Origin of the sequence: Alicyclobacillus hesperidum subsp. aegles, from assembly GCF_027923525.1 — a bacterium.
In the GTDB taxonomy this organism is placed as follows: Bacteria; Bacillota; Bacilli; order Alicyclobacillales; family Alicyclobacillaceae; genus Alicyclobacillus; species Alicyclobacillus aegles.
Window position 1 is genome coordinate 97157 of the sequence record NZ_BSBJ01000049.1, and the last position, 23776, is coordinate 120932.

Below are 23776 nucleotides of genomic sequence, written 5' to 3' on the forward strand. Positions count from 1 at the left end.
GGTATACTACGTGCAAACGTTTGCATCATCTCAGTCAGTCCTAGGGAAAAAAGAGTTGTGTATTTCAAGGGGGAGTTTTGAGATGAAAAAGTGGCAAATCGTCACGACGGGTGTGGCGGCGTTTGCGCTAGCCGGCGGCGTTTTAGCCGGTTGCGGCACAAACAGCGGCACCAACACAGCCAATGCTGCAAACACCAGCACAGGCCAAGCCGATACTGGCGCCGCCAGCACGTTGCCGAAAGGGCAGACCATCACCGTCTGGTCTTGGGCCGGTGGTCCTCAGCTCACCGACGTCAAGAAAATCGCGCAGGCATGGGCAAAGCAACATGGCGACACGGTCAATGTCGTCGACCAAAGCTCCAATCCTAAGGGATTTCAGTTTTACGCGACGGCGGCGCGCACGGGCAAAGGCCCCGATGTCGTGTTTGGCATGCCGCATGACAACAACGGGACGTTTGCCGAAGAAGGTCTGATGGCGTCCGTGCCAAACGGCATTATCAATACGAAGGCGTATGCGGCAAATACTTTGGATGCCGTGAAAGTCAATGGCACGATGTACTCTGTGCCGGTCTCCGTTCAGGTTGCGGCTCTGTACTACAACAAAAAGTTAGTGCCACAAGCACCGACCACCTGGGCTGCGTTTGTGAAGGACGCGAATGCGCATGGTTTCATGTATGATCAGGCAAACCTGTATTTCGATTATGCGCTGATTGGCGGCATGGGCGGTTATGTGTTCAAGGATACAAACGGCACGTTAAATCCCAACGACATTGGTCTTGATAACAGCGGATCGGTCAAAGCGTATGCGTTGATGCATGACATGGACAGCAAATACAAGTGGATGACGCCAAGCGTGAACGGTTCTATCGCCAAGGCGCAGTTTTTGGCCGGCAAGATTGGCATGTATGTCAGTGGTCCGTGGGATACAGGCGACATCGAAAAGGCAAAAATCGACTACGGCATCACGCCATGGCCGACGTTGCCAAACGGCAAACCTGCGACTCCGTTCCTCGGTGTGATCACGGCGTTTGTCAACAAGGAGAGCAAGACCCAGCCAGCGGACTGGAGTCTGGTGCAAGCTTTGACGAATGCGAGTGCGCAAAAGACGTACTTCTCGGATTCACAACAGATCCCGGCTCTTGTGAGTGTACAGAAATCGCCGGCCGTACAAAACAATCCTGCATTTAAGGCGTTCACGGCGGCTTTGAAAAACTCGGTGCCGATGCCGAACATCCCACAAATGCAAGCGGTGTGGACAGCGGACACCATCCTGCAGAATATCATCGCGGGCAAGGTGTCGCCGCAACAAGGCGGTAAGGACTTTGTGCAAAACATCCAAAAGGGCATCTTGGCCCAAGGATAAACCGTCGTGACAGCTTGTTTCAGGAGCCGGCCGCCCCGCTGGTCGGCTCTTGCTATATCTGGAGGTGGTACACGTGGCTGCTGTTGCACAGACGGGAACGACACCAGTAGCTCGCAAGCGGCGCCGCAAAGTGGATTGGGTGGCGTACGGATATCTATCTCCGGCGCTCGTGACGATATGCGTTTTAAGTATTGTCCCGATCTTCTATACGATTTATATCTCGTTTACAAATTTCAATCAGATGCATTTTACTTCCTATCAGTTCGTGGGCCTGCAGAACTATAAAGAGCTGCTCAACCCACACGATCCGCTATCGAATTTGTTCATACCGACGCTCATTTGGACCATCGTTTACGCGTTGTGTGCCACTGGTTTCAGCTACTTGGTAGGGCTTGCGCTTGCGGTGTTATTAAATAACAAGCATATGCGGGAAGCCACGGTATATCGGACCTTGCTCATCATTCCTTGGGCCGTTCCCACGCTCATCACAATGCTTGCCTGGCAGGGGCTGCTCAACGACCAATACGGCCAGATCAACGGCCTGCTCCACGGCGTTTTCGGTTTGCCACGCATTCCGTGGTTGACCAACGCGACATGGGCGAGGGTGGCCATCATCATCGCAAACGTGTGGGCTGGATTTCCATATATGATGACGGTTTGTCTAGGTGCATTGCAGTCGATCCCGACGGATCAATACGAGGCAGCCGAAATCGACGGCGCCACCTGGACACAGGTCTTTCGGTACGTGACGATGCCATCCGTCTGGCGCATTTCCTTGCCCCTGTTAATTCCGTCGTTTTCGTTTAACTTTAACAATTTCAACGCGACCTACCTGCTGACTGGCGGTGGTCCACCGAATTCGAATAATCCTTTCCTTGGGCAAACTGACATTCTGGCTTCAGCCGCATACAAAATGACCTTGTCGTTTAACCGTTACGATCTCGGCTCTGCCATCGCTGTTTTGCTCTTTATTCTCGTCGCGTTTATCAGTTGGCTCCAGATGCGCTACACCGGGGCGTTCCAGGAGGTCGATTCCTAATGGCGGTCACGCATCGCAGTCTTTCACAAGCGGGAACCTCGCCGCGCCCGCGCAAGCGGGGCTTGCAGCCCGGGCAACTGTTGCGCCTTTGGATATCGCGCGTCATCATCTGGGCGGTCATCATCGTCGTGCTCATCCCGATGTGGTTCGTTTTCACAGCGTCATTCGACCCGTCGAACTCGTACATCTCAGTGTCGTTTTTCCCGGCGCACGCGACATTTGCAAACTACAGAGCGCTGTTTCAAGGCGGCCAGTTCCTCGTTTGGGTGCGCAACAGCTTGATCGTTGGCTTAACGGTCGCCATCGCCCAATCATTCATTACGGCTCTGTCCGCATTCGCGTTTTCCAAGCTGCGGTTTTACGGGCGCAAATACGGTTTAATGGTGCTCTTGCTGTTGCAAATGTTTCCGAACATCCTGTCGATCGCGGCGTTTTATTCGGCGCTCGCCAAATTGAACATGATCGACTATCTTGGATCCTATATTCTGGTGATGTTGGGGGCCAGCGCGTTCAACGTCTGGTTGTTAAAAGGGTTCATGGACTCAATCCCGAAGGAACTCGACGAAGCAGCCCTGATCGATGGTGCAAACACGTGGCAACGGTTCATTCGCGTACAGCTGCCGCTGTGTTTACCGATGCTCGTCGTCATATTCTTCTTGACGATCGTCGGGGCATTCGGCGAATACCTGTTTGCGGGAACGATCTTGCAGTCGCCCAGCAACTACACGCTCGGCGTCGGCATGTACAATTTGATTAGCGGCCAGTTCGCAAAGAACTGGGGTGAGTTTGCCGCTGCGGCGCTTTTGTCTGCCGTTCCGCTCGCCGCTGTGTTCGCGTTGGCGCAAAAGTATTTGACGACCGGCTTGGTCGCCGGATCGGTGAAAGGATAATGACAAGCTAATTTGCGTTTTGAGAGGGGATCAACGCCATGGCTACTATCAAAGATGTAGCACGCTTGGCCAATGTGTCACCGTCGACTGTATCGCGGGTGCTCTCGAATTCGTCGCGGATATCGGAGGAGACAAAGCGACGTGTGCGCGAGGCTCTCGAACAACTCGATTACCATCCAAACGTGTTTGCACGCGGATTGGTGACCAATAGCACTGGCGCTATCGGGATTTTGATCCCCCCCTCGATGAATCAGTTTTTCGTCAACCCGTTCTTTGCCGAGTGGATGAGTGGGGTGTCCGAAGTGGCGCGCGAGCACGGCGTCGATACGGTGCTCTCGACGTCTGCTCGCGACGAGGAAGAGGTCGTCGACCGCATGGTGCGTGGTCGGCGTGTCGATGGGCTGTTGCTCTTGGGCACGCGCCCGGGCGATCCGGTCTTGCGCCGCGTGTCTGATCAAAAATTTCCGGCTGTGCTGCTCGGCCGTCCTGCTGATCCGATTCCTGTGAGTTGGGTGAACAACGACAATGTGGAGGCCGCACACTGCGCCACAAAACACTTAATCGACCTCGGGCACCGGCGCATTGGTTTTCTTGGCGGCGCTTCTGAAATGGTGGTTACGATTGACCGCGTCACAGGTTATCGCAATGCACTGCTGGAGGCGGGGATTGAGCCGGACCCAAGGCTTGAAGTATCGAGCTTTTTCCTTGAACAAGGCGGTTATCTGGGCATGATGCGGCTCTTGGCGATGTCGGATCGTCCGACGGCCGTGCTGGCATCCGACGACGTACTCGCGTTTGGCGGCATGCGCGCCGCTGCTGAACTCGGCTTTCGCATGCCTGAGGAGTTGGCGATTGTCGGGTTTAATGACATTCGCTTGGCGGAATTGGCCAATCCCGCGTTGACGAGCGTCCGTGTCAACATGCATGAACTAGGGGTGCGTTGTGCCGAACTGCTATTGAAACAGATCGAGTCGGGGAGCCCGGCTTACATTTCGGAAATCGTGGACTTTGAGTTGGTCATTCGCTATTCCTGCGGCGCTCACGCCGCAGCGCGCAATGGGTAAGGAGATGGCCCGATGGACATTGGTCTGCAGCATCAGTCTAATAGTCCCTTTGCGTACCCGCTTGGGCAAAAGGTTGTCCGCCTTGTCGTGCAGGTGCACAGGCCTTATGAGATGCAGGAGATAAGGGTACATTACGGAGATAAATATGAGACCACCTATACCGACGTACTGACCATGCAAGGCGCGGGGCAAGGTACACACTTTGACTACTTTGTCGCAGATGTACCGGTGCCGACACGGCGCTTGAAATACGCATTCGAGGTTGTTTTGGCTGAGAACGTATCGCAGTGGTTCGGTGAGATGGGGTGGACGCGCGACCTCGATGAAGCGGTGCCCTTTTATATTCCATACATTTGCCCGCGCGATGTCTTTACCGTACCGGATTGGGTGGATCAAACGGTAGCGTATCAAATTTTCCCCGAGCGTTTTGCAAACGGCAATCCGCTGATCACGCCGGAAGGTGCGTGTGGTTGGTACGACACGCCTACTTCCACCAGCATTCACGGCGGCGATTTAGCAGGCATCCGGCAGCGGCTCGATTACCTGCATGAATTAGGGATTCGCCTTGTCTACCTGACCCCCATTTTCCGGGCGGGATCGAACCATAAGTACGATACAGCGGACTACTTTGAGATAGATCCGCAGTTTGGCACCAAGGACGATTTACGAGCCTTGGTGGCTGACGCACATGCGCGGGGGATGCGCGTCGTGCTCGACGCAGTATTGAATCACTGCGGATATTCTTTTCGGCCGTTTCAAGATGTCATTCGCAATGGCCGCAAGTCTCGCTATTGGGACTGGTTTTTTATCGAGGGCGATGAGATTGACACCGAAGCGGTCAATTATGAGACGTTCGCGACCAAATTGCGCAATATGCCAAAGCTCAACCTCGCTCATCCAGAGGTCGAGCGCTACATGCTCAAGGTGGCCGAGTATTGGCTGGAGGAGTGCGACATCGATGGCTGGCGGCTGGATGTTGCCAACGAGATCGATCACGTCTTTTGGCGGAAGTTTCGCGAAACGGTAAAGCGAGCAAAGCCGGATGCCTTGATCATCGGCGAAGTATGGCACAACAGCTTGCCCTGGTTGCAAGGGGATCAATTCGACGGCGTCATGAATTATCCGCTGCGCGAGTGCATCCTCGACTTGTTTGTGCGCGGCAGGGTAGCCGAGGACGAGTTTGCAAAGCGCGTGACGGATTGGCAATTTGCTTATCCCGCGCAGGCGCAGCGCGCGATGTTCAATTTGCTAGGGAGTCACGACACCGAGCGGATACGAACGTTGGCCGGCGGATCGGTCGCGGCCGTCGTGCAGGCCATGGCGTTGCTGATGACGGCTCCGGGGATTCCGATGATTTACTACGGCGACGAGATCGGCATGCAAGGTGGGGCCGATCCGCTGTGCCGCGGAGGCATGGTTTGGGACGAGGACCGCCAGGACAAGGCGTTGCTGGACATTGTCAAGCGGTTGGTCAAGCTGCGACTCTCGGAACCGGCCTTGGCGGGTGGGCTCATGCGGATGGAGCGTGCGGAACCCGGCTTGTTGCGCTATGTTCGCGAAGGGCAAACGGGGGAGCGCGTGTGGGTTCAGTTTGCGGCGCCCGACCGCCTTGGAGCGGGAATACCTAAAACGGCCAGGGTCCTCTTTGCTGAACAAACAGAGCCCTATGTCGCGCAAGGCGAGCAGGCTTTGGCATTCAGCGAGGGTTGTGCAATCACAGTTTGGCGATGAGCGGGCGCGCAGAACGCCCGACACGGAGTGAATGCTAGAGACGAGGTGCAGACATGCAGACAAGTGAATCGATCAAACCGGATCGAGTGAAACAACCGGTGCTCGCAGAGCGAGCACTTGCACCTTTGGAGGGATGGCAGGCGCATGACTGGGGTGTCACGCTGACGCTTGGACAGCGCAAATTGGCATTACAGGCCATCTCAAACGACATCCTGCGTTTGGTATTGTGTGACGACAGTGGACATATTCCGGCTTCCACCGTCGCGGTGCTGCCGGATGCAGTGCAGCCTAGGGCAGACAGGTGTGCCGTCGAGGAGACGGATGCGGAGGTCACACTTCGCCTTGAGTCGTGGACGGTAAGGATTGACCGGCAACTTGGCAAGTTTGACGTCACCGATAGCAGGGGCAGCTTGGCTGCGGCGGGGATGCAGCTGTTTTCACCGGCCACAGGCGGCGTGGGTGCCGTGTTGCAAGCGGCGCCGGCCACGCGTTTTTACGGGCTCGGGGAGGAAGCAGGGGGCCTTGATAAGCGTCACGAGGCCTACACGATGTGGAATTCGGACGTGTATGCCCCGCATGTTCCAGAAATGGAGACCTTGTACGTCTCCATTCCGTTCGTCATTCGCTTTGATGCAGGCGTTGCGTCGGGCCTGTTCCTCGACAATCCAGGCAAGACGAAGTTCGATTTTCGATCGCGCTTTCCTGCTTACGAGGTGTCGGCCGCGACGGGCGGCTTTGATTGCTATCTGTTTGCAGGGCCGACGCTTAAAGACGTGATCTCGGCATACACCCGGTTGACGGGGCGCATGCAGTTGCCACCGCGTTGGGCTATGGGCTACCACCAGTCCAGGTACAGTTACGAGACGCAGGACGAAGTATTGGCATTGGCGCATACGTTTCAAGACAAGGAGATCCCGCTTGATGCCATTTATCTCGACATTCACTATATGGACGGCTACCGCGTGTTTACGTTTGATCGAAATCGGTTTCCGAACCCGCAACAGATGTGCGACGAACTGCGGGACATGGGCATTAACGTCGTGACGATTGTCGATCCGGGGGTTAAGCGAGACCCAGAATATCACGTGTATCGCGACGGGATCGCCAACGACGTGTTTTGTAAGTCGGTCGAAGGCGACATCTTTATTGGCGATGTGTGGCCGGGGCCGAGCGCCTTTCCCGATTTTACGGACGATCGCGTCGGGCGCTGGTGGGCGGATCTACACGACTTCTACCTGCAACGAGGCATTCGCGGCATCTGGAACGATATGAATGAGCCGGCCGTCTTCAACGAGACGAAGACGATGGATATCGGGGTGATGCACCGCAACAACGGTCACCCACGCACACACAGGGAATTGCACAATTTGTATGGCATGCTGATGTCGAAAGCGACATACGAAGGACTCGCCGAAAAACTCGGCGGCGAGCGCCCCTTTCTTCTGACACGGGCGGGGTACAGTGGCGTACAGCGGTATGCGGCAGTGTGGACCGGAGACAATCGCAGCTTCTGGGAACACATGGCGATGGCCATCCCGATGGTCTTAAACATGGGCATGTCCGGTATTGCGTTTGGCGGCCCGGACGTCGGGGGATTCGCGCATCATACGACCGGAGAACTGCTGGCAAGGTGGACCCAGATGGGCGCGTTCTTCCCGTTTTTCCGCAACCACAGCGCGCTGGAGACGCTGCGTCAGGAGCCCTGGTCGTTTGGCGAAGACATTGAGCACATCGTGCGCAAGTATATTCGCCTTCGCTATCGACTCTTGCCATACCAGTACACGTTGTTCCGGGAGGCAAGTGAAACAGGCGTTCCCATCATGCGACCGCTGGTGCTCGAATATCCTGACGATCCCGCGACCTACAACCTTGACGATCAATTTCTTGTCGGATGCGACATCCTCGTCGCGCCCGTGTGTCGTCCGGATTTGCGCTGTCGAGCCGTCTATCTGCCAGCGGGAACGTGGGTGAACTACTGGACGGGTGAACACCTCGATGGGGGGCGGCACGTCTTGGTCGATGCGCCGCTTGCCACATTACCGCTTTTTGTCCGAGCAGGGTCCATCATTCCGGTCGATCTCGGCGAAAGCAATCGCCCCGGTCAACTGGCCTTGGAAATATACGAGGGTAAGGCGGGCGAAGTTGGGGAAGGGCGCCTTTATGAGGACGACGGGTTGACGTTTGCCTATCGCGAGGGGCGCTATCGGGATCGCAAACTCACTGCGGAATTTCACCCAGACCACGTGCTCGTGCGAGCGAATGCGACCCACGATGGTTATGGGCAGGCGGACGAGGAGTGCCTGATTCGTATGCACTGGCGCGATGGGACGGTTTCTGAAGCCATCGGCCGCGGCTCGTCTTTCGAGGTCAGCCTGAACAGATTGGCATGATAGGAGGACAAGACAACAGGGCGTAACCCGGCGGGTAGCCGCCAGGTTACGCCCTGTTTGTTGTGTGGCTTAGCGCTGTGCTTTGGCGGATGGCTTTATCGTAATCACCATCGGATCGGTCACAGCCTGGCCGTCTTCATTTTGCGCCGCGACGCGCACGGATATGGACTGTGTTCCAGGCGCCACAGGCAACCTGAGGTGGACATCGCCATGTGCCGCCATAGTTGCGACGGCCTGATAAGATCCATCGGGCTGTTGTACATAGACGACATATTGTGTCGCGTTTGGCACCGGTGTGATGCGCAGGCTGATCCCGCTCTGCTGTACATCCGCTTGCACTTGGGGCTGGCTGAGCGATGCTGCCGGCACCGTAACCGCCTGTAGCGCTTGGCCAAAGCTAAGGCCGACACCTGGTGCCACGGGTGGCAGGGCCACAACCGCATAGTCGACGGCGGTTGCACCTTGGGTTACCGGCGCAGACAGCGTGTTCGTCGAAAGCGGGCGACCCACGGGTACCCATACATCGCCTTGGCGTCGGAGCAACATGTATCCGTTCGCCCCAGCCACCGGCGTCCAGGCAATCGAGGTTTGCCCATTGATTGTCTGCAGGTATGCGACAGGATTCGCTGTGGGCGTGACCAGAATAGCGCCTTCGTATGGCGCCAACGTCAGTTGCACAGCCCCATTCTCCACGGTGTACCACTGGTCGTTGAGTTCGTCCAGAAGTTTCGTCCCATTGGCGATCACGCCCGCAACCGGAAGGCTCACGGTTTGCGCTTGGTCTTGGTTGTTCAGTGCCACAATCGCCGACGCGTCGGCTGCGGGCTTGCCAAATACGTCCTGGCCGCCTTGGATGGTGCGTGCGAACGCATAGACCTCGCCCTGGGCGTACACGGGCGTAAACGTGCCGGTTTGCAGCACAGGGTTGGCCGCGCGAATCGCGCCAAGCAAGCGATAGTGGTTGAGCAGAGTCTCATTTTCATGGCCCCATGGGTACGTGTCACGAGACAACGGATCACTGTAACCCGAAACGCCTGCTTCGTCACCATACCAGATGGTCGGATCGCCCGGGAAGCCAAACTGCAGGTCAGACACGAGCTCCAGGCGCTTGATACCCAGTTGCTGATCGGTTGCCGTGGGTTGATAGGTGGCCTGTTGCAAGGCGCTCATGGAGCCTGGCTCGGGCGCGTTTTCGAGAACCGTCAAAATCCGCATCGTATCTTGGGAGTCGACGAGGTTCATCATCGCGTAGAACGACTGCAAAGGATACTCGCTGTACAGGCGCATCAGTTCCTGGTTGAATCCCGCTGCGTCGACCGCGTGATGTTGGACGCTTCCGTCGTTGTACGTTCCACGGAAAAAGTCGATCACGGCGTTGCGAAATGAGTAATTCATCACGCTGTCGAAGGTCGATCCGGTGAGCCAGTCCGTGCCGTTGTCGTTTGTCGCGTTGTTCCATATTTCCCCGACGATTGCGGCGTTAGGATCAATCGATTTTACGGCGTTGCGGAAATTGCTCCACCATGTGACGTTATAGTTGCTGTTGTCCGCCGAATCGAGGCGCCAGCCATCGGCGCCAAGCGCCAACCAATGCTTCGCGACGGCGTCTTTGCCGCCGTAAATAAATTGCTGGAATGAAGGGTTATTCGTATCTGTCTGCGGCAACGTGTCGTTGTTCCACCAGCCGTTGTACGGATTCGCTGGGTTGTTGGTCCACTCGTACCAGCTATAGTAGGGCGAGAGATTCGGTTGATTCTGCACATAAGCTTGCCAGGCGCCAAGGCTGCCCATGTTGCCGAATTTGTTGAAATACACGCTGTCCGATCCGGTGTCTTCAAACACACCGTCCAGGAGGATGTGAAATCCGTCTGCATGGGCAGCCTTTGCGAGGTTCAGCCAGTCCTGAGCGGTGCCAAACCCCGGATCGATCTTCATGTAATCGGCCGTATCGTATTTATGATTGGACTCGGCCTCAAACACAGGCATGAGATAAAGGGTATTGACGCCAAGGCTTTTCAGATAATCCAGCTTATCCTGAATTCCCTTCAGGTCGCCCCCGAAAAAGTCGATGTTCCACTGACCGTTGCCACGCAGAGCCTGGATGGCTGGATCGCTGGAAGCCGGGATATTCGGATCGTACGGTTGACTATTCCAATCTTGATGAAATTGAATAGGGCCCAGCGTTTCCTGACCAGCGGCATCTGTGTAGATACCCTTTTGCGTCTTTGGATTTTCGTCGTTCGCTATGTCGCCGTTGTAGAATCGATCCGGCATAATCTCGTAGATGACCGCGTGTTTCAACCAGTCGGGTGTCGTAAATCCTTGGTTGTAGACAGATAACTGATAGCTGGGCCCGCTGGCAGAAAAACTGGGTTGGCCAGGGCCCTCCAGCTGGTTTCCGTTGTCGTCATAGTACACGGTTTGGCCACTTGCCAGTTGTCCTGCGAACTGATACCACATTGTTCCCGCGGTGGTCACATCGGAGGCGGGGATGGTCACGGTCCACCAACTGTATTGTGTGGCATCGGGCGTGCCGGTTGCCTGTTCGATCTCCGTCGCGGACATCGCGAGTGGCTGCATCGGCAAGTCGAGTTCAGACTCGCTTCCGTTTGCACCCCATAGCCGAAGGAGCGCCGATTTTAAATCTACAGGTCCACGCAGGCGCAGGGTCACGGGTGTGCCGGTGGCCACAGCACCAAACGGACTGCGATAAAACGAACTGTACGAGTCGTGGTAAAAGCTCTGCATCCAGGCTGGTTCCGGGCCGACCAAAAGTGGCACCTGCCGATCCAGCGAGACGTTTGTCACACCATCCGCGTCTTTGGCGGTGGTATCGAGATCGACCGTGTAGAGTCCGTTGGGGACATCTTTTGGCACTGTGAAATCGACACTCGACCAACTTGCGTTTGATCCGGTCGTCGTTGCGACGACGTTCCCGCTCTGGTCGAGGAAGTTGACGGTCGTTTGGCTCTGGCCGCTGCCCGAGAAATCCCCTACGGGATCGGAGGCCGTCACCGTGTCTCCTGGATTTGCGTCGGTTGTGGACAGCGTCACAGCGCCTACAGGGAGGGGAAAGTTTTGATTCGTGTCGTCGCTTGTGTGCAGGCCATCGCCGGAAAGACAAGCGAAGTCATTGCCGTCATACAGGTCAAACCGATAATAGATAGTACCTCCATTCGACGCCGGCACAGTCGCCGACCACAGCTGATAAGGGCCAAACGTCGACGTCGGCGTCATCTCGACGTCAAACGATTTGCTCTGTGCAGTGTCGTACGCCTTCAGTACGACTTTGGTCAAATTGCCGCTGTAGGCGCGAAGGCGAATGGTGACGTTTTGCCCCGGGCTTGGATTGGGGATGGAGACGTAGGTTGCAGAATCGTCCGTGTAGATACCGTCCCACTGAATGGTGCTTGCGCTGGTATACGGCTCAATGGTGAGCGTCGCGGATGCGCTGGCGCCACCAGCAGAGACCGTCAGGGTATACGTGCCCGCACCTAAACCACTGTCCCCCATGGGCAATTCGACATGCAGTGTCGAATTGTCGGCGACGGTCGTATCGGTGGTGAGATTGCGCGTCGAGCCGTCTGCGCCTGCCAAGGTGACGTCTGGGGTGGTTCCGACAATGTCCATACCACTCACGGCGACGGTGAGGGTGTCACTCGCCACGCCAGCTCTCGCGTCGTTTCCCGAAGTAATTTGGATGGACGGTGTCGAATCGTTTGCATCGGCGAACACTGGCTTTACGGAACCGGCTGTTGGCAGAGCCGCGGACAGGGCGATGAGCGTCGCGACGGCCGTTTTTCTGATTTGGCCCACAAAAATCCCCCTTTGTGTCGTTTTGTCACAAGCGTCAATGCGGGTGTGCAATGGTGTGAAGAGAGTAGTCTGTTTGTGCAATCGTTTGCACAACTGGCTGACGCATATGAACATTGCATCATTCATGAAGATAGCATAGAGTTGAAAGTGCTTACAACCCCTTTTGTTGATGCGTATGATGGTATGGCAGCACATATGTGGCGGTCAGGTTTACAGGCGTAAAGAAGTTGGGGGGACGTATGATGCGAAAGTGCGTTGGTGATACCGTCAAGCATCCGGAGCGCGACGAGTCGGGCCAAGTTGTTGGTATTATCACAAACCCAGCTTGTCTATTAAGGACGCTGGTCATCGAGTGGGATTCGGGTGAGACCGAGGAATGGAGCGAAATTGAATTTGGACCTTTGCAAGACTGAGCTGTCAGGGGTGTGCAATGGTTCGGTTCTTCCCAGACTTTTTGGCTTGGTAAAGACATTGATCAGCGCGCTGAAACAGGGTCTGGCTATCTTCGCCCGGCACATACGTGCTCAGTCCGATGCTTACAGTCGCGTGCTGCGTAGTCAGTTCTGCATGATGAATGTTCGCGATGTACTCGCGGATTTTCTCCACATGGGCGACCGCCTCTTCATGGCTCATTTCGGGGATGATGAGTGCAAATTCTTCGCCGCCATAGCGAGCAAGAAAATCTCCGGCCGCCAGGTGTTCTTCAACGGCTCGCGCGGTGCGGCGAAGAATATCATCTCCCACCAAATGGCCATGGCGGTCGTTGACCTGTTTGAAGTTGTCGATGTCGATCACGGCTAAATGCAACGGCGTATCCGTCTCTGCACTGATGCGCAGGGCAAATTCGAGATATTCGTTAAACGACTTGCGATTGTACAAACCCGTTAGAGCATCCGTCTTGGCATCCTTCTCGGAGACGATTTGCCGCACCAGTAGCTCGGTTTCCAAACGGCCACGCTTGCGCAGTTCCTCCCAAATTTCCGCCCCGCGCGCAATAATGCCATGGCAGACGACGGTTTCGCCGACAAGCTCCACAATAAATGTGATCAAGTCGTACGGCGTGGTGCCCGACTCATGGCCATGAAACGGATTGAGCCAGTACAGAATACACTCTGCGAGCATGGCAAGAATGCCTGCGAGCCATACTTTCTTAGGGCTTAGAAAAAAGACAGAAGCTAAAACAGGCAGTAAGAGAATCGACTCGATTGCATGAAGCCGCGGATTGAAATAGATTGCAATGCCTGCCAGCAGGACTCCTGTGACAATCAAGAGCGTTTGTCGACCACGTCGCAGGCGACGCAAGCTCCATTCCACACAGCCTTCCACGACAGCCAGCAACACAAGCGGGTATAGCAGATGGGATTGCACGTATGAAAAAAAACTGGCGCGTGCGATCAGCCACGCGACGGGCAAGGTACCTGCACCCGCAAGGGCGTATAGCCCGATGAACATGCGATACCCAATCGCAATTTTGCGTTCCCATCGACGCATTTGCTGATCGTCACGATCCAGTGCCACGCGTATCACCACCAAGGCAACGATGTTCGACATCGATTGACAAGTTCCTGCTTCTGTTGGAAGGTTGAGCAAATCACCTACAGCCATGACGACAGGGCACGGCTGTAGGTGGCGAAACCGATGATGCGCGAATTATGCGCGTACGAGCTCAAAGTCCGCGATGATTTCGCCGACTTCGCGTCCTTGCGTGTTGCGCACGATGGGCCTCTCGTATGGCGCCAACTGGGTGCGTTCCGTCGGCGTAAGGGCGTCGAGGGAGAGGAGTACGCGAAGCGCGATAGGCGGGATCGCCCGGCTGTTGCCGTCGCGCACCTTGATGACCACGGACGCACGCTGCGCCGTATCGATGATCATGAGGAATCCCTCGGCTCCCCCTTTGGCGACGATGCGTCCCGAAGTCGCCCGCATCAAGTCGGTATCGAAGCGGTCTTTCGTGCCTCCCACCAACTCCGGGTGGCTCCCCATGGCCTGAAGAATTTCGCGCATCGCCGGACCGTGTGCTTCGCCATCGCGAACAAACTTTGCAAAGGCGCGCCCCCATGCGGGCAACGGTATGGCATGCACAGGGACGCCACAGCCGTCGACGCCGAGGATGATGTCGCTTTGTGGGACTTCGGCCAGTTCGGCGAGCGTTGTCAGGATTTTTTGTTGTAAAGGATGTGAAACATCGGCGTACGTTGCCGGATCAGATCCCGTGGCTGCGCAATAGGTGAGCATGCCGGCATGTTTTCCCGAGCAGTTGCTATGTATAGCGGTCAATTCTCCACCCTTGCGGATGATCTCCTCGTATGTCTCGTGGCTGTGCGGTGGATGCGGTCCACAGACGAGCAGAGAAGCATCGAGACCAATTCGGTCGAGGATGGATTGCACGCGATCCGTATGGATATGCTCGCTGCTGTGCGAAGCACAGAATAGAGCGAGATCGGCCAAATCCAGGCCATAGCGGGCAAGCGCACCTGCCTCGACGGTGGGGATGGCTTGAATGGGCTTGCATGAACTGCGGGCGAAGGTCACGAAGTCAATCTCGCCAGCGTGCGCCAGACGCCGACCGTCTGCATGTGTCACGACGACGGCTGCGTCATGCCAACTTTCGTCGATGGAACCGCGGGTTACGCGAACGAGGTGGGACATGTTCATCACGTTCCTCTCCATGTAGAGCGCAAAATGAAGATGTGATGAGTGTACCACAAGGAGAGGTGCAAGGAGGCAGAGTCCTTGGGACTATGCCTCTTCCTCCTCGCGAGGACGTTCGGCAGCGGCCGCGAGGTTACCCGCCACCTGGGGGTCTGACGGAAGTTCGCGCGCCTCCACGCGCTGTACCGTTTGCTCAATGACGAATTTCGGGGTATCCTCGTCCATCTGCAAAACCTCCTTTTTCTGTAAGGGATACCCCAGAAGGCGCAAAAATATGAGTTTGGGCGTCAGAAGTTCATAAAAAGTTCGGCCCGTCACATTTGTGCGGGCCGAGCTACGTTTTGCAAAAATTGTCGTGTGCGAGGCGACTGTGGCCGATCGAACAACGCATCTGGCGGGCCTTCTTCGACGATTTTTCCGTCTGCCATGAAAATGACACGATCCGCTACGTGGCGAGCAAACGCCATTTCATGGGTGACCAGAAGCATTGTCATGCCTTCGCTGGCCAAGCTTTGAATGACCTGTAACACCTCGCCAACCAGTTCGGGATCGAGCGCTGAGGTCGGTTCATCGAGCAGCATCACGGCCGGTTCCATCGCCAGGGCTCGCGCGATAGCGACGCGTTGCTGTTGACCTCCTGACAATTTCGATGGGTATGCGTCGGCCTTGTCGCGCAAACCGACCTTCTCAAGCAACATGTAGGCTCTGTCCATGGCCTGGCGACGATCCATTTTCTTGACCGTCAGCGGGCCTTCCATCACATTTTGCAGAGCTGTCAGGTGCGGGAACAGGTGAAATCGCTGAAATACCATGCCAAGATGTTCGCGCTGTTTGGCCAGTTGACGCCGGTTGCGGCTAAGCGGTTCACCGGCCACCTCGATGCTGCCGCTTGTCGGCGTCTCCAGGCCGTTAAAGCAGCGCAAGAGCGTCGATTTGCCGGAGCCACTGGGGCCGATGATGGCGACGACTTCGCCTCGGCGCACGTCGATGTCGATCCCGTCAAGCACAACGAGCGGGCCGAAGGACTTGCTCACGGCGCGACCGCGCAAGATGATTGATTCGTCCGATGGCATTATCCGCGCACCTCCAGCCAACGTTCGAGTTTTCCTGAGAAGAAGACGATAATACTGGTCATGGCCAGATAGAATAAAGCAGCCGTGATGTAGCTTTGCATGGGTAGAAAGGTGGAGGAACTCACCGTTTGTCCAATGCGCATGAGCTCGGTCATCGAGATGGTCGAGACGAGCGACGAGTCTTTGAGCAAGGCGACGAATTCATTGACAATAGGCGGTAGTAAGCGGCGATAGGCCTGCGGGAAGATGATTCTGCGCATGGCCTGACCATAACGCATGCCGAGTGATTCGGCGGCCTCCATTTGGCCGGGATCAATGGACTGAATGCCAGCGCGAATAATTTCCGCGACGTAGCCTGCCGAGTTCAGTCCCAACGCAATAATGGCCGAAAGAAATGGCGTCAATTGTAGCCCGACTTGTGGCAAGCCGTAGTAGACGATGAACAGTTGAACCAGAAGTGGCGTGCCGCGGACAACCCAGGTGTAGAGCCGGGCGAACCAGCGAAATGGCCAGATGTGTGACAAATTCATCAACGAAACCAGGACGCCGAGTATAAGACCGATAATAAGACCGCAAAGGGTTAACTCGACCGTGACAAGCGCACCTTGCGCAAATGTCCCGGCGTACGTCGCTAAGAATTGAAAGAAGTTCATACTACACTCCTTTAGCAAACGCTCGCCCGCGTCAGAACGCGGGCGAATGGATTATCGTTATTGAGCGCCAAACCAGTACGTATAGATCTTGTTGTAAGTTCCGTCCTTTTTCATTTGGGCAATGGCCTTTTTCACCTTCGCGTCGAGGCTGGCATTCTTTTTGTTGATGCCGATGCCGACAGGCTCGGACAGGAACGGTTTACCGGCAATTTGATAGTTGTTCGGCTGCAGATTCACGTAGTAGCGACCGACAACTTCATCGACGACACAGGCAGCCAACCGGCCATCAGCCAAGTCCTGAAATGCGTCTGGGAAGGTGTTGTACTCCTTGACGTCGATGCCACCTTCTTTTTGTAGGGCATCTTGACTTGTGGTGCCAATTTCAACGCCGACTTTCTTTCCTTTCAAATCGGCAATGGTCTTGATGTTGCCTGCATGTCCCTTTTTCACGACGATGACTTGGCCGAAGCTCATGTAGTCGACAAAGTCGATTTGCTTTTCGCGCTGCGGCGTATCGTTTAAGGTCGAGATGACCATGTCGTATTTGCCTGCCTTCAGGCCTTCGACGATACCGTCAAAGGACGTCGGCTTCCAGACGACCTTTTCGTGCAAGTACTTGGCCAAGGCGTCGCCGAGATCGATATCGAAACCAATCAGTTTGTTCGGGTTGCTTGGATCGGTATACTCCATCGGCGGATAGGTATCGTCGACGGCAATCACGACCTGTCCAGGCTTTGGCATGGCATTGGGATTGACGACAGCGTTTAAGCCAAGTGCCGACGTTTTGGTCCCCGAGATGGATGCGGCACCCGCATTTGCGGTGTTGGAAGTTGTATTCGTGGAACTGACCGTATTGTTGGACGAAGCTGCAGTGCCACAACCTGTGACAAGCGCACAGACGAGGGCAGCTGCACCGGTTAAAGACATGATGGATTTTTTCACATTTTCACCCCTATGAATTCTAGTCTGCAAAATTATAAATACAAACTTCGGTTTTATGCAATTGTCCACGTACATTATCCTGACACAGAATGCAGAAAAACATGCGGTGACAGGACGCATGTATCCTAATCTGTAGATGTTTGGGCTTGCACCATGTCGTATGCTAGAGATGGAGAAAGGTGAGTTGAGAATGGAGCGAATTCGCCGCGTTTCGCTGATTGGACTGGGGGCGGTTGGAGCTGCTTACGGCAGTCGACTGCTCGTGGCTCCAGAGACAGAGTTGAGCGTGGTTGTTGACCAAACACGCAAAAGTCGATACTGCGAGCGTCCTGTTGTGGTTAACGGCCAAGAAATCGCGTTTCCTTATGTACTCCCGGATGCAGATGTGGAACCGGCTGATCTGATTTTGATTGCGGTTAAATATGATGGTTTGGAGCAGGCACTGCACGATATACGCAGGCAAGTCGGGCCCAATACCATCTTCATGTCTCTGTTAAACGGTATTGCAAGTGAAGACGACATCCGCGCTGCCTACCCGCGCAATCCCATCCTGCATGCCGTCTGCATCGCCATCGATGCCGTTCGCAACGGCAGAGATGTGACGTTTAGCAACCTGGGCTATATCAGCTTTGGAGATGCGTCGGGAGAACAAGCGGAAGCGGTCGAGCGTGTGCGAGAACTGTTTGAGCGCGCAGGTATTGGCTATGAAATTCCCGAGGATATTTTGCGTACTATTTGGTGGAAATTTATGGTGAACGTTGGCGTTAACCAAACATCGGCGATTCTACGAGCGCCCTACGGGGTTTTTCAGCAATCTACAGACGCGCATACGGTCATGGCGATGGCCATGCGCGAGGTGATTGCCATCGCGCAACAGCTTGGCATTGGTCTTTCAGAAGATGATATCGCTCGTTTTGATGAAGTGCTACATGCGATGGCACCAACCGGAAAAACGTCGATGTTGCAAGATGTCGAGGCCAAAAGAAGCACCGAGGTTGAACAGTTGGCCGGGAAGGTATGTCAGATTGGGCGTCAGCTAGGCATACCCACGCCGGTCAATGAGGTTTTGTATCACGCAATTCGGGCAATCACGTCCGCTTCTCCGTGAGACGGTTACGCGTGGACCGCATGGCGCCGGCGGTGTACACCTTGTATTTTATCGTGGCCGCGCTCGTGTGGCATTTTGGAGCAAACTATATTCTATCTAGCATTTACGGCAAGCAATTGCCGGCGTTCTCGGTTTGGCTTCGGTTTGTCGGAATGCTCGCGATAGGCGCCGCTTGTACGTACAGCTTATCGCGACAAGCGCGCCGACTTGAATTGGAATATCGAACGTTTCTGGATGATGCGCCATTTCCTATCTTCGTGCACGTCGCTGGCCGCTGGGTGTATGCCAATCGGGAAGCGATATGGATGCTCGGTGCGGCTTCCTTTGAGCAAATCTTGGGCAAACCGGTTTTCGATGTGATCCATCCAGATGATGTCGATGAGGTTCGTCGCGAGATCGAATGGATCATGCGAACTGGAACAGCCAGCAAACCTTTGCTTGAACGGCGCATGCGCACGTTCGACGGTCGCGAGATTGTCACGGCGTTGCTCGCGCGCACCATTCGCTATCGCGGACAGACCGCCATCATTTCGGCGCATCTTGACGTCACCGAGCGCAAGCGTGCCGAAAGTCAACTGGCGCAAGCGCAACAGATGCTTTACGACGCGGAAAAGCTGTCCGCTTTGGGCCAATTGGCGGCGAGCGTCGCACACGAAATCCGCAATCCGTTGACGGCGCTCATTGGCTTCACGAAGTTGATGCCACAGGCGGCACCTGAGGATCGTGCACGTTACTGCGAAATTATGGAGTCTGAACTTCAATCCATTCAGGCCGTTGTCGGAGAGATGCTGTTGTTCGGCAAGCCGCAGCCTATTACGCACGGTCAACTGGACGTCCGAAAACGCTTGGAGGAGTCGATCGCGCTGTTGCATGCGCAAGCGAACATGCATAGCGTCGAGATCGTCCGGCAAATCGGGGATGAACCCTTATGGACGACAGGCGACTCCAATCAAGTAAAGCGCGTTTTTATCAATGTGATGAAAAACGCGATTGAGGCGATGCAACAGGGCGGGCGTCTATTTGTGCGTGCGTTTCGGCACGATGGCCAAGTGGTCGTCAAATTTACCGATGAAGGTCCAGGCATGACATCTGAGCAACTCGAGCGCATTGGCAGTCCGTTTTATTCGACGAAGGCGAGCGGCAATGGACTTGGCATTTTGATTTGCCGACGCATTCTTGAAGAACACAAGGGGTCGCTTGAAATCGCGAGCAAGCCCGGCAAAGGGACGACCGTGGTGATCCGACTGCCAGTGCCACCCGAAGAATCAAGATAAATGAAATTGCGTGAGCGTGCGGTTCTATTCAGGGCCGCACGTTTTTTTGTTGCATAGGCGAGCCGGTGTCTCGCGTTGGCAATTCCACCATCAACCATTTTAACGGGTCAGTAGGACGGTCGTCGTGGACAGGATGGCGACCCCTGCATACTGTAGCTCGACATCTGAGTCTAAGGAGGCATCTCTCATGCATGACATGGACAATGTGACGAAAAACCTGACGGATTTACTTATTGAGGACGTGTTTCGCAAGCACAACATCTCGCAAGCAAAGCGCAAGCCCATCTCGCCCGAAGAGCGGGACAAACTGCGCGATCTCGTTCATACGCTGCAAGCACAAGTCGAGGACTTTCTGCAATCGCAAAAGGTATCCTCAAGTGAGGAAGTAAAGTCGAAGCGAAAGAAATGACGCACTGCACGGAAATTTGGCGAGTTTGTCCTAGGGAACCTGTCCTTTACGGCTGATCAGGAGACTCCATACAGTGTGGTAATTCCAAAGAAGGAGTGAGGAAAATTGGCAACCAACACAACTTGGTCTGCACTCGATCCACAACAGGCACATCCGTGTGCTACAACGCTCGGCGGTGTCTCACAGGGAGCGACGGAATCGGCCCGCACAGAGCAGCTCAACGACGAGCACATTCTGATTAAGGACTCGTGTGAAATTACCGTCACCACTGTCGACACACAGGCGGCCGTCAATCTCCAGGTGGCCATTCAATTGGCCATCGCACTCGTGTTGAGCATCGCGATCGCCGATGGCAATGAAGCCAACAACATCGCACAGGACTTGCTTGAACGAATCCGGACTCGCCAGAGCATTAAGCAACGCACCGTCATCGAGAATTCCCGCAACGTGACGGTCACAGCGACGGCAACGGAAGCAAGTGTCAATATCCAAGTGCTGCTGCAAGTGCTTTTGGCACTCATTGCAAAGCTTGAAATCCTGTGATTGGCGGAGGGGAGCGTATGCACGAAACGGAACCAAACCAGCGGTTGGAGCGCATCCGCGCTGTATTGGAAGAGGCATATCGCGACGCCATGGCGCGCATGGGAATGCCGGAGTCCAATGCAGAGGAAACGGGTCCTAAAGCGTCCACCGCGGGGTGCGAAACGAAACCTAGAAGGCGGCTCGTTTGGGCGTTCCAGAAGCAGACCCAAGCCGAGGGTCGCGCAAACGGCCAAGAAGGAGGCATCGTTGGGTGAAGGGGAAAAACACACATCGGAATGTCCGGCGCCGGCGACATCACAACCGTATGCCGCTGCTTAACGCAGGACGCACAACGGTTCGCCCTGTGGCATCGGATTTTGACTACGACGTCGACAAGTCGTGCGAGTTGCCGCAGGCCGAATTGCCATTAGGAGATCCCGGCATCGCACAGAATGCGATTCTCGAAATCGACGACAACGAGTCCTCCATTCTCGACATCATTGTAAAAGACTCGGCAAACGTCGAAATTAACAGCCACGACTTGCAAGCGGCTCTATCGCTGCAAGCTGCTCTTGAATTGGCCTTGGCGATTGTTCTCAGCGTGTCCGTCGCTGATGGAAACGCGGCTTCGCAGGTGACGGAAGACCTGCTTGCACGAATCTGCACAGCACAGCGGATTCGCCGCGTGATTCGCGTCGACAACGCGTATGCGGTGCGCGTTCAGGTGGTTGCAACCGAGCTGGCCGTCCAGCTTCAGTTGCTGCTGCAAGTGTTGGCGGCTATTGTCGCCAAACTGGAAGTCGCCTGAGATTTCGACGCGTGGCAATGGCCGTCTCCATACTGCGGCGGCCATTGCCGGCGGCTCAGTACCTGTCGTCAACAGGCATTTTGAGTTCCCCGCGCAAAGCGAGATCGACATCCATTTGAATGGCATCGTCAATTCCACTCATTCGGTTTTTGTAGAACTTGCGGCCTACTGCATAAATTTGTTCCCGTAAGGCATTGTCGTCGGGACGAGCCTGCAACTTTTCGAGTAATGCAAAATAGTCATCGCTTGGCCTGTCGGACCTGCGCAACCAGTTAAATAGCCACAGACAACCTCCGATGATGATGATAACGGCAATCACCCAGTATACGAACTTCATCACAAAGCCCCCTAGCTTCGTTGTCTATCCGCTGTTGGCGGCTCACAACTGCTAGTCTACAGGTTTTCCATCTGCAGGTCAGGAGCTATCATGTGAAATTCGGACATCTGCCACACCTTTGTGATCAACTGTATCTACCCTTTGACCGATGCCTGCATCCGTCGCGCGTCAAGTCGCTGTTTAAGCTCTGCATAGGACAAGGTATTGGGCACTTGGGCCTGGGGTAGCCACCCCCGGATACCCATGCGGACGCCATAAGTGATGTTGTTCATCTCGCCGGGTTCGTGCGCATCCGTGTCGATGGGGATAGCGATACCAAGCTTCACCGCCTTGCGAATCCACTCATCCCAGATGTCAAGGCGATTCGGATTGGAATTTAGCTCAATCATCACGCCATGGTGTGCTGCAGCCGCAAGCACCTGTTCCGTGTCGACCGCGTAGCCGGATCGCTTGCCAATCAGCCGGCCATGCATATGGGCCAAGATGTGCACGTGTGGATTCGCCAAAGCGCGCTGGATGCGCCGCGTCATCGTATCGCGCGATTGCGTGAACACGGTGTGGATGGAGGCGATCACGATGTCGAGATCGGCAAGTACCTCATCAGGGAAGTCGAGCCTTCCATCCGCCAGAATGTCGACTTCCGAGCCGTGCAAGATATGGACTTTGGCGCGCCGGCGCACTTGTTCGATCTCGCCGCGTTGACGCCGCAAATCATCCGGTGTCAAGCCATGGGCGATGGTGAGCGACTGCGAGTGATCCGTCACGGCGATATACTCGTAGCCCATGCGTTCAGCGGTCTCTGCCAATTCGGCAATGGTCAGCGAGCCGTCGCTCCACGTGCTGTGCATGTGCAAATCGCCGCGAATATCCGCTTGCTGTATGAGGAAGGACGGGGATTGTAGCATGCTTTCGCCTTCCCGCAGCTCAGGCGGCAACCAGGGCAAGCCAATGCGGGCGTATAGCTCCGCCTCAGAGGCAATCGGAATGGATTCTGTTTCGCGATGCATAAGTCCCGCTTCGCTCCACGTCAAACCGGCTTCTGCCAAAAGTTTCGTGACGACTTCGACATGAGTCGGATCGCCGGTGCTTTGCAACAGTGCGGCCGCAAACGCCTCCGGCAATGCGACGTGGATCAGCACCGGCAATTCGTCCGCACCACTGCCTGTCGTACAGCGGATGGTTGCGATGGCCGATGGATAATCGGCAGGCATGCGTGTCACAGCGCCAGCCTTCTGGCACCACGCATCAAGGGCGGATCGATCCGCACATGCAACCACGAGTTCGATACACCGATTCATGGCCGCAAGGCGTCGCACGCTGCCGGTCACGGATACAGCCGTGACTCCGGAGAGGTTCGCCAATTCTGCACAGATGGCGTCTGCTTGCGGAGCGGCGAGGGCGATGGGCCAGCTGTGACGACGTTCCAGTAGGACAGGGAGATCTCGTTGCCAGCGATCGACGGTGTTGTGACCATAGGACTGGAATGTCCGCGGCGAACGGTTCAGAGCTTCCGCCAAACCTTCGAGCGTTGCAATGCGATGACGGCGATATAAGTCGGCGGCAATCTTCGGGCCGACGCCGGGCAGCTCACACAGTTCCGCGACTTCGCGAGGGACGCCAAGGAGTTGTAAGGCTTCTGTTGGATCTGGGCGGCGGTGGCGATTGGGCATACAGTACCTCCGATTGGCAAATGGATTGCTTGTGC

22 protein-coding genes are annotated in these 23776 nt (G+C 55.6%); 13 read left to right on the plus strand and 9 right to left on the minus strand.

The genetic code is table 11. The features are described 5' to 3' along the window. The first annotated feature begins 82 nt into the window (after positions 1-82). From QMF38_RS10165 to QMF38_RS10190, 6 genes are all read left to right on the plus strand, one after another. The gene (locus QMF38_RS10165; RefSeq protein ID WP_281759360.1) at positions 83-1363 is read left to right on the plus strand and encodes a sugar ABC transporter substrate-binding protein; all 1281 of its coding nucleotides are present in this window, start codon (positions 83-85) and stop codon (positions 1361-1363) included. A gap of 73 nt (positions 1364-1436) precedes the next feature. Continuing rightward, on the plus strand, positions 1437-2402 hold the full coding sequence (locus tag QMF38_RS10170) for a carbohydrate ABC transporter permease (protein ID WP_281759361.1): 966 nt from the start codon (positions 1437-1439) through the stop codon (positions 2400-2402). After that, the gene (locus tag QMF38_RS10175) at positions 2402-3292 is read left to right on the plus strand and encodes a sugar ABC transporter permease (protein ID WP_281759362.1); all 891 of its coding nucleotides are present in this window, start codon (positions 2402-2404) and stop codon (positions 3290-3292) included. Before QMF38_RS10170 ends, QMF38_RS10175 begins: the two co-directional genes overlap by 1 nt. A 38-nt stretch (positions 3293-3330) precedes the next feature. Then, entirely contained in the window at positions 3331-4356 is a 1026-nt protein-coding gene (locus QMF38_RS10180; protein ID WP_281759363.1) for a LacI family DNA-binding transcriptional regulator, read from the plus strand. A 12-nt stretch (positions 4357-4368) separates the two neighbouring features. Continuing rightward, entirely contained in the window at positions 4369-6087 is a 1719-nt protein-coding gene (locus tag QMF38_RS10185; RefSeq protein WP_281759364.1) for a glycoside hydrolase family 13 protein, read from the plus strand. A gap of 53 nt (positions 6088-6140) precedes the next feature. After that, on the plus strand, positions 6141-8477 hold the full coding sequence (locus tag QMF38_RS10190; RefSeq protein WP_281759365.1) for a glycoside hydrolase family 31 protein: 2337 nt from the start codon (positions 6141-6143) through the stop codon (positions 8475-8477). Between the two features lie 69 nt (positions 8478-8546). Here QMF38_RS10190 and QMF38_RS10195 read toward each other — a convergent pair whose 3' ends face one another. Next, positions 8547-12293 (minus strand): glycoside hydrolase family 13 protein, encoded by a 3747-nt coding sequence (locus QMF38_RS10195; RefSeq protein WP_281759366.1) that lies wholly within the window; start codon positions 12291-12293, stop codon positions 8547-8549. A gap of 242 nt (positions 12294-12535) precedes the next feature. Between QMF38_RS10195 and QMF38_RS10200 the strand changes: the two genes are divergently transcribed. After that, the gene (locus QMF38_RS10200; protein WP_157057201.1) at positions 12536-12706 is read left to right on the plus strand and encodes a hypothetical protein; all 171 of its coding nucleotides are present in this window, start codon (positions 12536-12538) and stop codon (positions 12704-12706) included. 4 nt (positions 12707-12710) lie between these two features. Here the strand turns inward: QMF38_RS10200 and QMF38_RS10205 are convergent, their stop codons facing one another. The 6 genes from QMF38_RS10205 to QMF38_RS10230 form a co-directional block, all read right to left on the minus strand. Next, positions 12711-13811 (minus strand): GGDEF domain-containing protein, encoded by a 1101-nt coding sequence (locus QMF38_RS10205; RefSeq protein ID WP_281759367.1) that lies wholly within the window; start codon positions 13809-13811, stop codon positions 12711-12713. A gap of 132 nt (positions 13812-13943) precedes the next feature. Then, positions 13944-14948 (minus strand): asparaginase, encoded by a 1005-nt coding sequence (locus QMF38_RS10210; RefSeq protein WP_281759368.1) that lies wholly within the window; start codon positions 14946-14948, stop codon positions 13944-13946. 84 nt (positions 14949-15032) lie between these two features. Beyond that, positions 15033-15170 (minus strand): hypothetical protein, encoded by a 138-nt coding sequence (locus tag QMF38_RS10215; protein ID WP_281759369.1) that lies wholly within the window; start codon positions 15168-15170, stop codon positions 15033-15035. A gap of 89 nt (positions 15171-15259) precedes the next feature. Beyond that, positions 15260-16018 carry an amino acid ABC transporter ATP-binding protein gene (locus QMF38_RS10220; protein ID WP_281759370.1) on the minus strand — a complete coding sequence of 253 codons (759 nt, stop codon included), beginning with the start codon at positions 16016-16018 and terminating at the stop codon, positions 15260-15262. Beyond that, on the minus strand, positions 16018-16671 hold the full coding sequence (locus QMF38_RS10225; protein ID WP_006445980.1) for an amino acid ABC transporter permease: 654 nt from the start codon (positions 16669-16671) through the stop codon (positions 16018-16020). The genes QMF38_RS10220 and QMF38_RS10225 overlap by 1 nt, the downstream gene beginning before the upstream one ends. A gap of 57 nt (positions 16672-16728) precedes the next feature. Next, positions 16729-17613, minus strand: a complete 885-nt coding sequence (locus tag QMF38_RS10230; protein ID WP_281759371.1) for a substrate-binding periplasmic protein — start codon at positions 17611-17613, stop codon at positions 16729-16731. A gap of 190 nt (positions 17614-17803) precedes the next feature. Between QMF38_RS10230 and QMF38_RS10235 the strand changes: the two genes are divergently transcribed. From QMF38_RS10235 to QMF38_RS10260, 6 genes are all read left to right on the plus strand, one after another. Then, on the plus strand, positions 17804-18721 hold the full coding sequence (locus QMF38_RS10235; RefSeq protein WP_281759372.1) for a ketopantoate reductase family protein: 918 nt from the start codon (positions 17804-17806) through the stop codon (positions 18719-18721). A gap of 20 nt (positions 18722-18741) precedes the next feature. Continuing rightward, a complete protein-coding gene (locus QMF38_RS10240) occupies positions 18742-19995 on the plus strand; it encodes an ATP-binding protein (RefSeq protein WP_281759474.1) in 1254 nt (417 codons plus the stop codon). A gap of 187 nt (positions 19996-20182) precedes the next feature. Next, a complete protein-coding gene (locus QMF38_RS10245; RefSeq protein WP_281759373.1) occupies positions 20183-20404 on the plus strand; it encodes a hypothetical protein in 222 nt (73 codons plus the stop codon). 105 nt (positions 20405-20509) lie between these two features. Continuing rightward, positions 20510-20947 (plus strand): spore coat protein, encoded by a 438-nt coding sequence (locus QMF38_RS10250; protein ID WP_006445975.1) that lies wholly within the window; start codon positions 20510-20512, stop codon positions 20945-20947. 17 nt (positions 20948-20964) lie between these two features. After that, the gene (locus QMF38_RS10255; RefSeq protein ID WP_281759374.1) at positions 20965-21201 is read left to right on the plus strand and encodes a hypothetical protein; all 237 of its coding nucleotides are present in this window, start codon (positions 20965-20967) and stop codon (positions 21199-21201) included. Continuing rightward, positions 21198-21734 carry a spore coat protein gene (locus QMF38_RS10260; protein WP_281759375.1) on the plus strand — a complete coding sequence of 179 codons (537 nt, stop codon included), beginning with the start codon at positions 21198-21200 and terminating at the stop codon, positions 21732-21734. The genes QMF38_RS10255 and QMF38_RS10260 overlap by 4 nt, the downstream gene beginning before the upstream one ends. 55 nt (positions 21735-21789) lie before the next feature. Here the strand turns inward: QMF38_RS10260 and QMF38_RS10265 are convergent, their stop codons facing one another. Together QMF38_RS10265 and QMF38_RS10270 are read right to left on the minus strand one after the other, a co-directional pair. Then, entirely contained in the window at positions 21790-22071 is a 282-nt protein-coding gene (locus QMF38_RS10265) for a hypothetical protein (RefSeq protein WP_040288683.1), read from the minus strand. 134 nt (positions 22072-22205) lie between these two features. Then, on the minus strand, positions 22206-23741 hold the full coding sequence (locus QMF38_RS10270) for a DNA polymerase/3'-5' exonuclease PolX (protein WP_281759376.1): 1536 nt from the start codon (positions 23739-23741) through the stop codon (positions 22206-22208). Positions 23742-23776 lie beyond the last annotated feature (35 nt).

What these genes read in the sequence shown, in the direction of transcription:
- QMF38_RS10165 (WP_281759360.1), top strand. Translation starts at nt 83, where the DNA reads ATGAAAAAGTGGCAAATCGTCACGACGGGTGTGGCGGCGTTTGCGCTA.
- QMF38_RS10175 (WP_281759362.1), top strand. Translation starts at nt 2,402, where the DNA reads ATGGCGGTCACGCATCGCAGTCTTTCACAAGCGGGAACCTCGCCGCGC.
- QMF38_RS10180 (WP_281759363.1), top strand. Translation starts at nt 3,331, where the DNA reads ATGGCTACTATCAAAGATGTAGCACGCTTGGCCAATGTGTCACCGTCG.
- QMF38_RS10185 (WP_281759364.1), top strand. Translation starts at nt 4,369, where the DNA reads ATGGACATTGGTCTGCAGCATCAGTCTAATAGTCCCTTTGCGTACCCG.
- QMF38_RS10190 (WP_281759365.1), top strand. Translation starts at nt 6,141, where the DNA reads ATGCAGACAAGTGAATCGATCAAACCGGATCGAGTGAAACAACCGGTG.
- QMF38_RS10200 (WP_157057201.1), top strand. Translation starts at nt 12,536, where the DNA reads ATGCGAAAGTGCGTTGGTGATACCGTCAAGCATCCGGAGCGCGACGAG.
- QMF38_RS10210 (WP_281759368.1), bottom strand. Translation starts at nt 14,948, where the DNA reads ATGAACATGTCCCACCTCGTTCGCGTAACCCGCGGTTCCATCGACGAA.
- QMF38_RS10215 (WP_281759369.1), bottom strand. Translation starts at nt 15,170, where the DNA reads ATGGACGAGGATACCCCGAAATTCGTCATTGAGCAAACGGTACAGCGC.
- QMF38_RS10220 (WP_281759370.1), bottom strand. Translation starts at nt 16,018, where the DNA reads ATGCCATCGGACGAATCAATCATCTTGCGCGGTCGCGCCGTGAGCAAG.
- QMF38_RS10225 (WP_006445980.1), bottom strand. Translation starts at nt 16,671, where the DNA reads ATGAACTTCTTTCAATTCTTAGCGACGTACGCCGGGACATTTGCGCAA.
- QMF38_RS10235 (WP_281759372.1), top strand. Translation starts at nt 17,804, where the DNA reads ATGGAGCGAATTCGCCGCGTTTCGCTGATTGGACTGGGGGCGGTTGGA.
- QMF38_RS10240 (WP_281759474.1), top strand. Translation starts at nt 18,742, where the DNA reads ATGGCGCCGGCGGTGTACACCTTGTATTTTATCGTGGCCGCGCTCGTG.
- QMF38_RS10245 (WP_281759373.1), top strand. Translation starts at nt 20,183, where the DNA reads ATGCATGACATGGACAATGTGACGAAAAACCTGACGGATTTACTTATT.
- QMF38_RS10255 (WP_281759374.1), top strand. Translation starts at nt 20,965, where the DNA reads ATGCACGAAACGGAACCAAACCAGCGGTTGGAGCGCATCCGCGCTGTA.
- QMF38_RS10265 (WP_040288683.1), bottom strand. Translation starts at nt 22,071, where the DNA reads ATGAAGTTCGTATACTGGGTGATTGCCGTTATCATCATCATCGGAGGT.
- QMF38_RS10270 (WP_281759376.1), bottom strand. Translation starts at nt 23,741, where the DNA reads ATGCCCAATCGCCACCGCCGCCCAGATCCAACAGAAGCCTTACAACTC.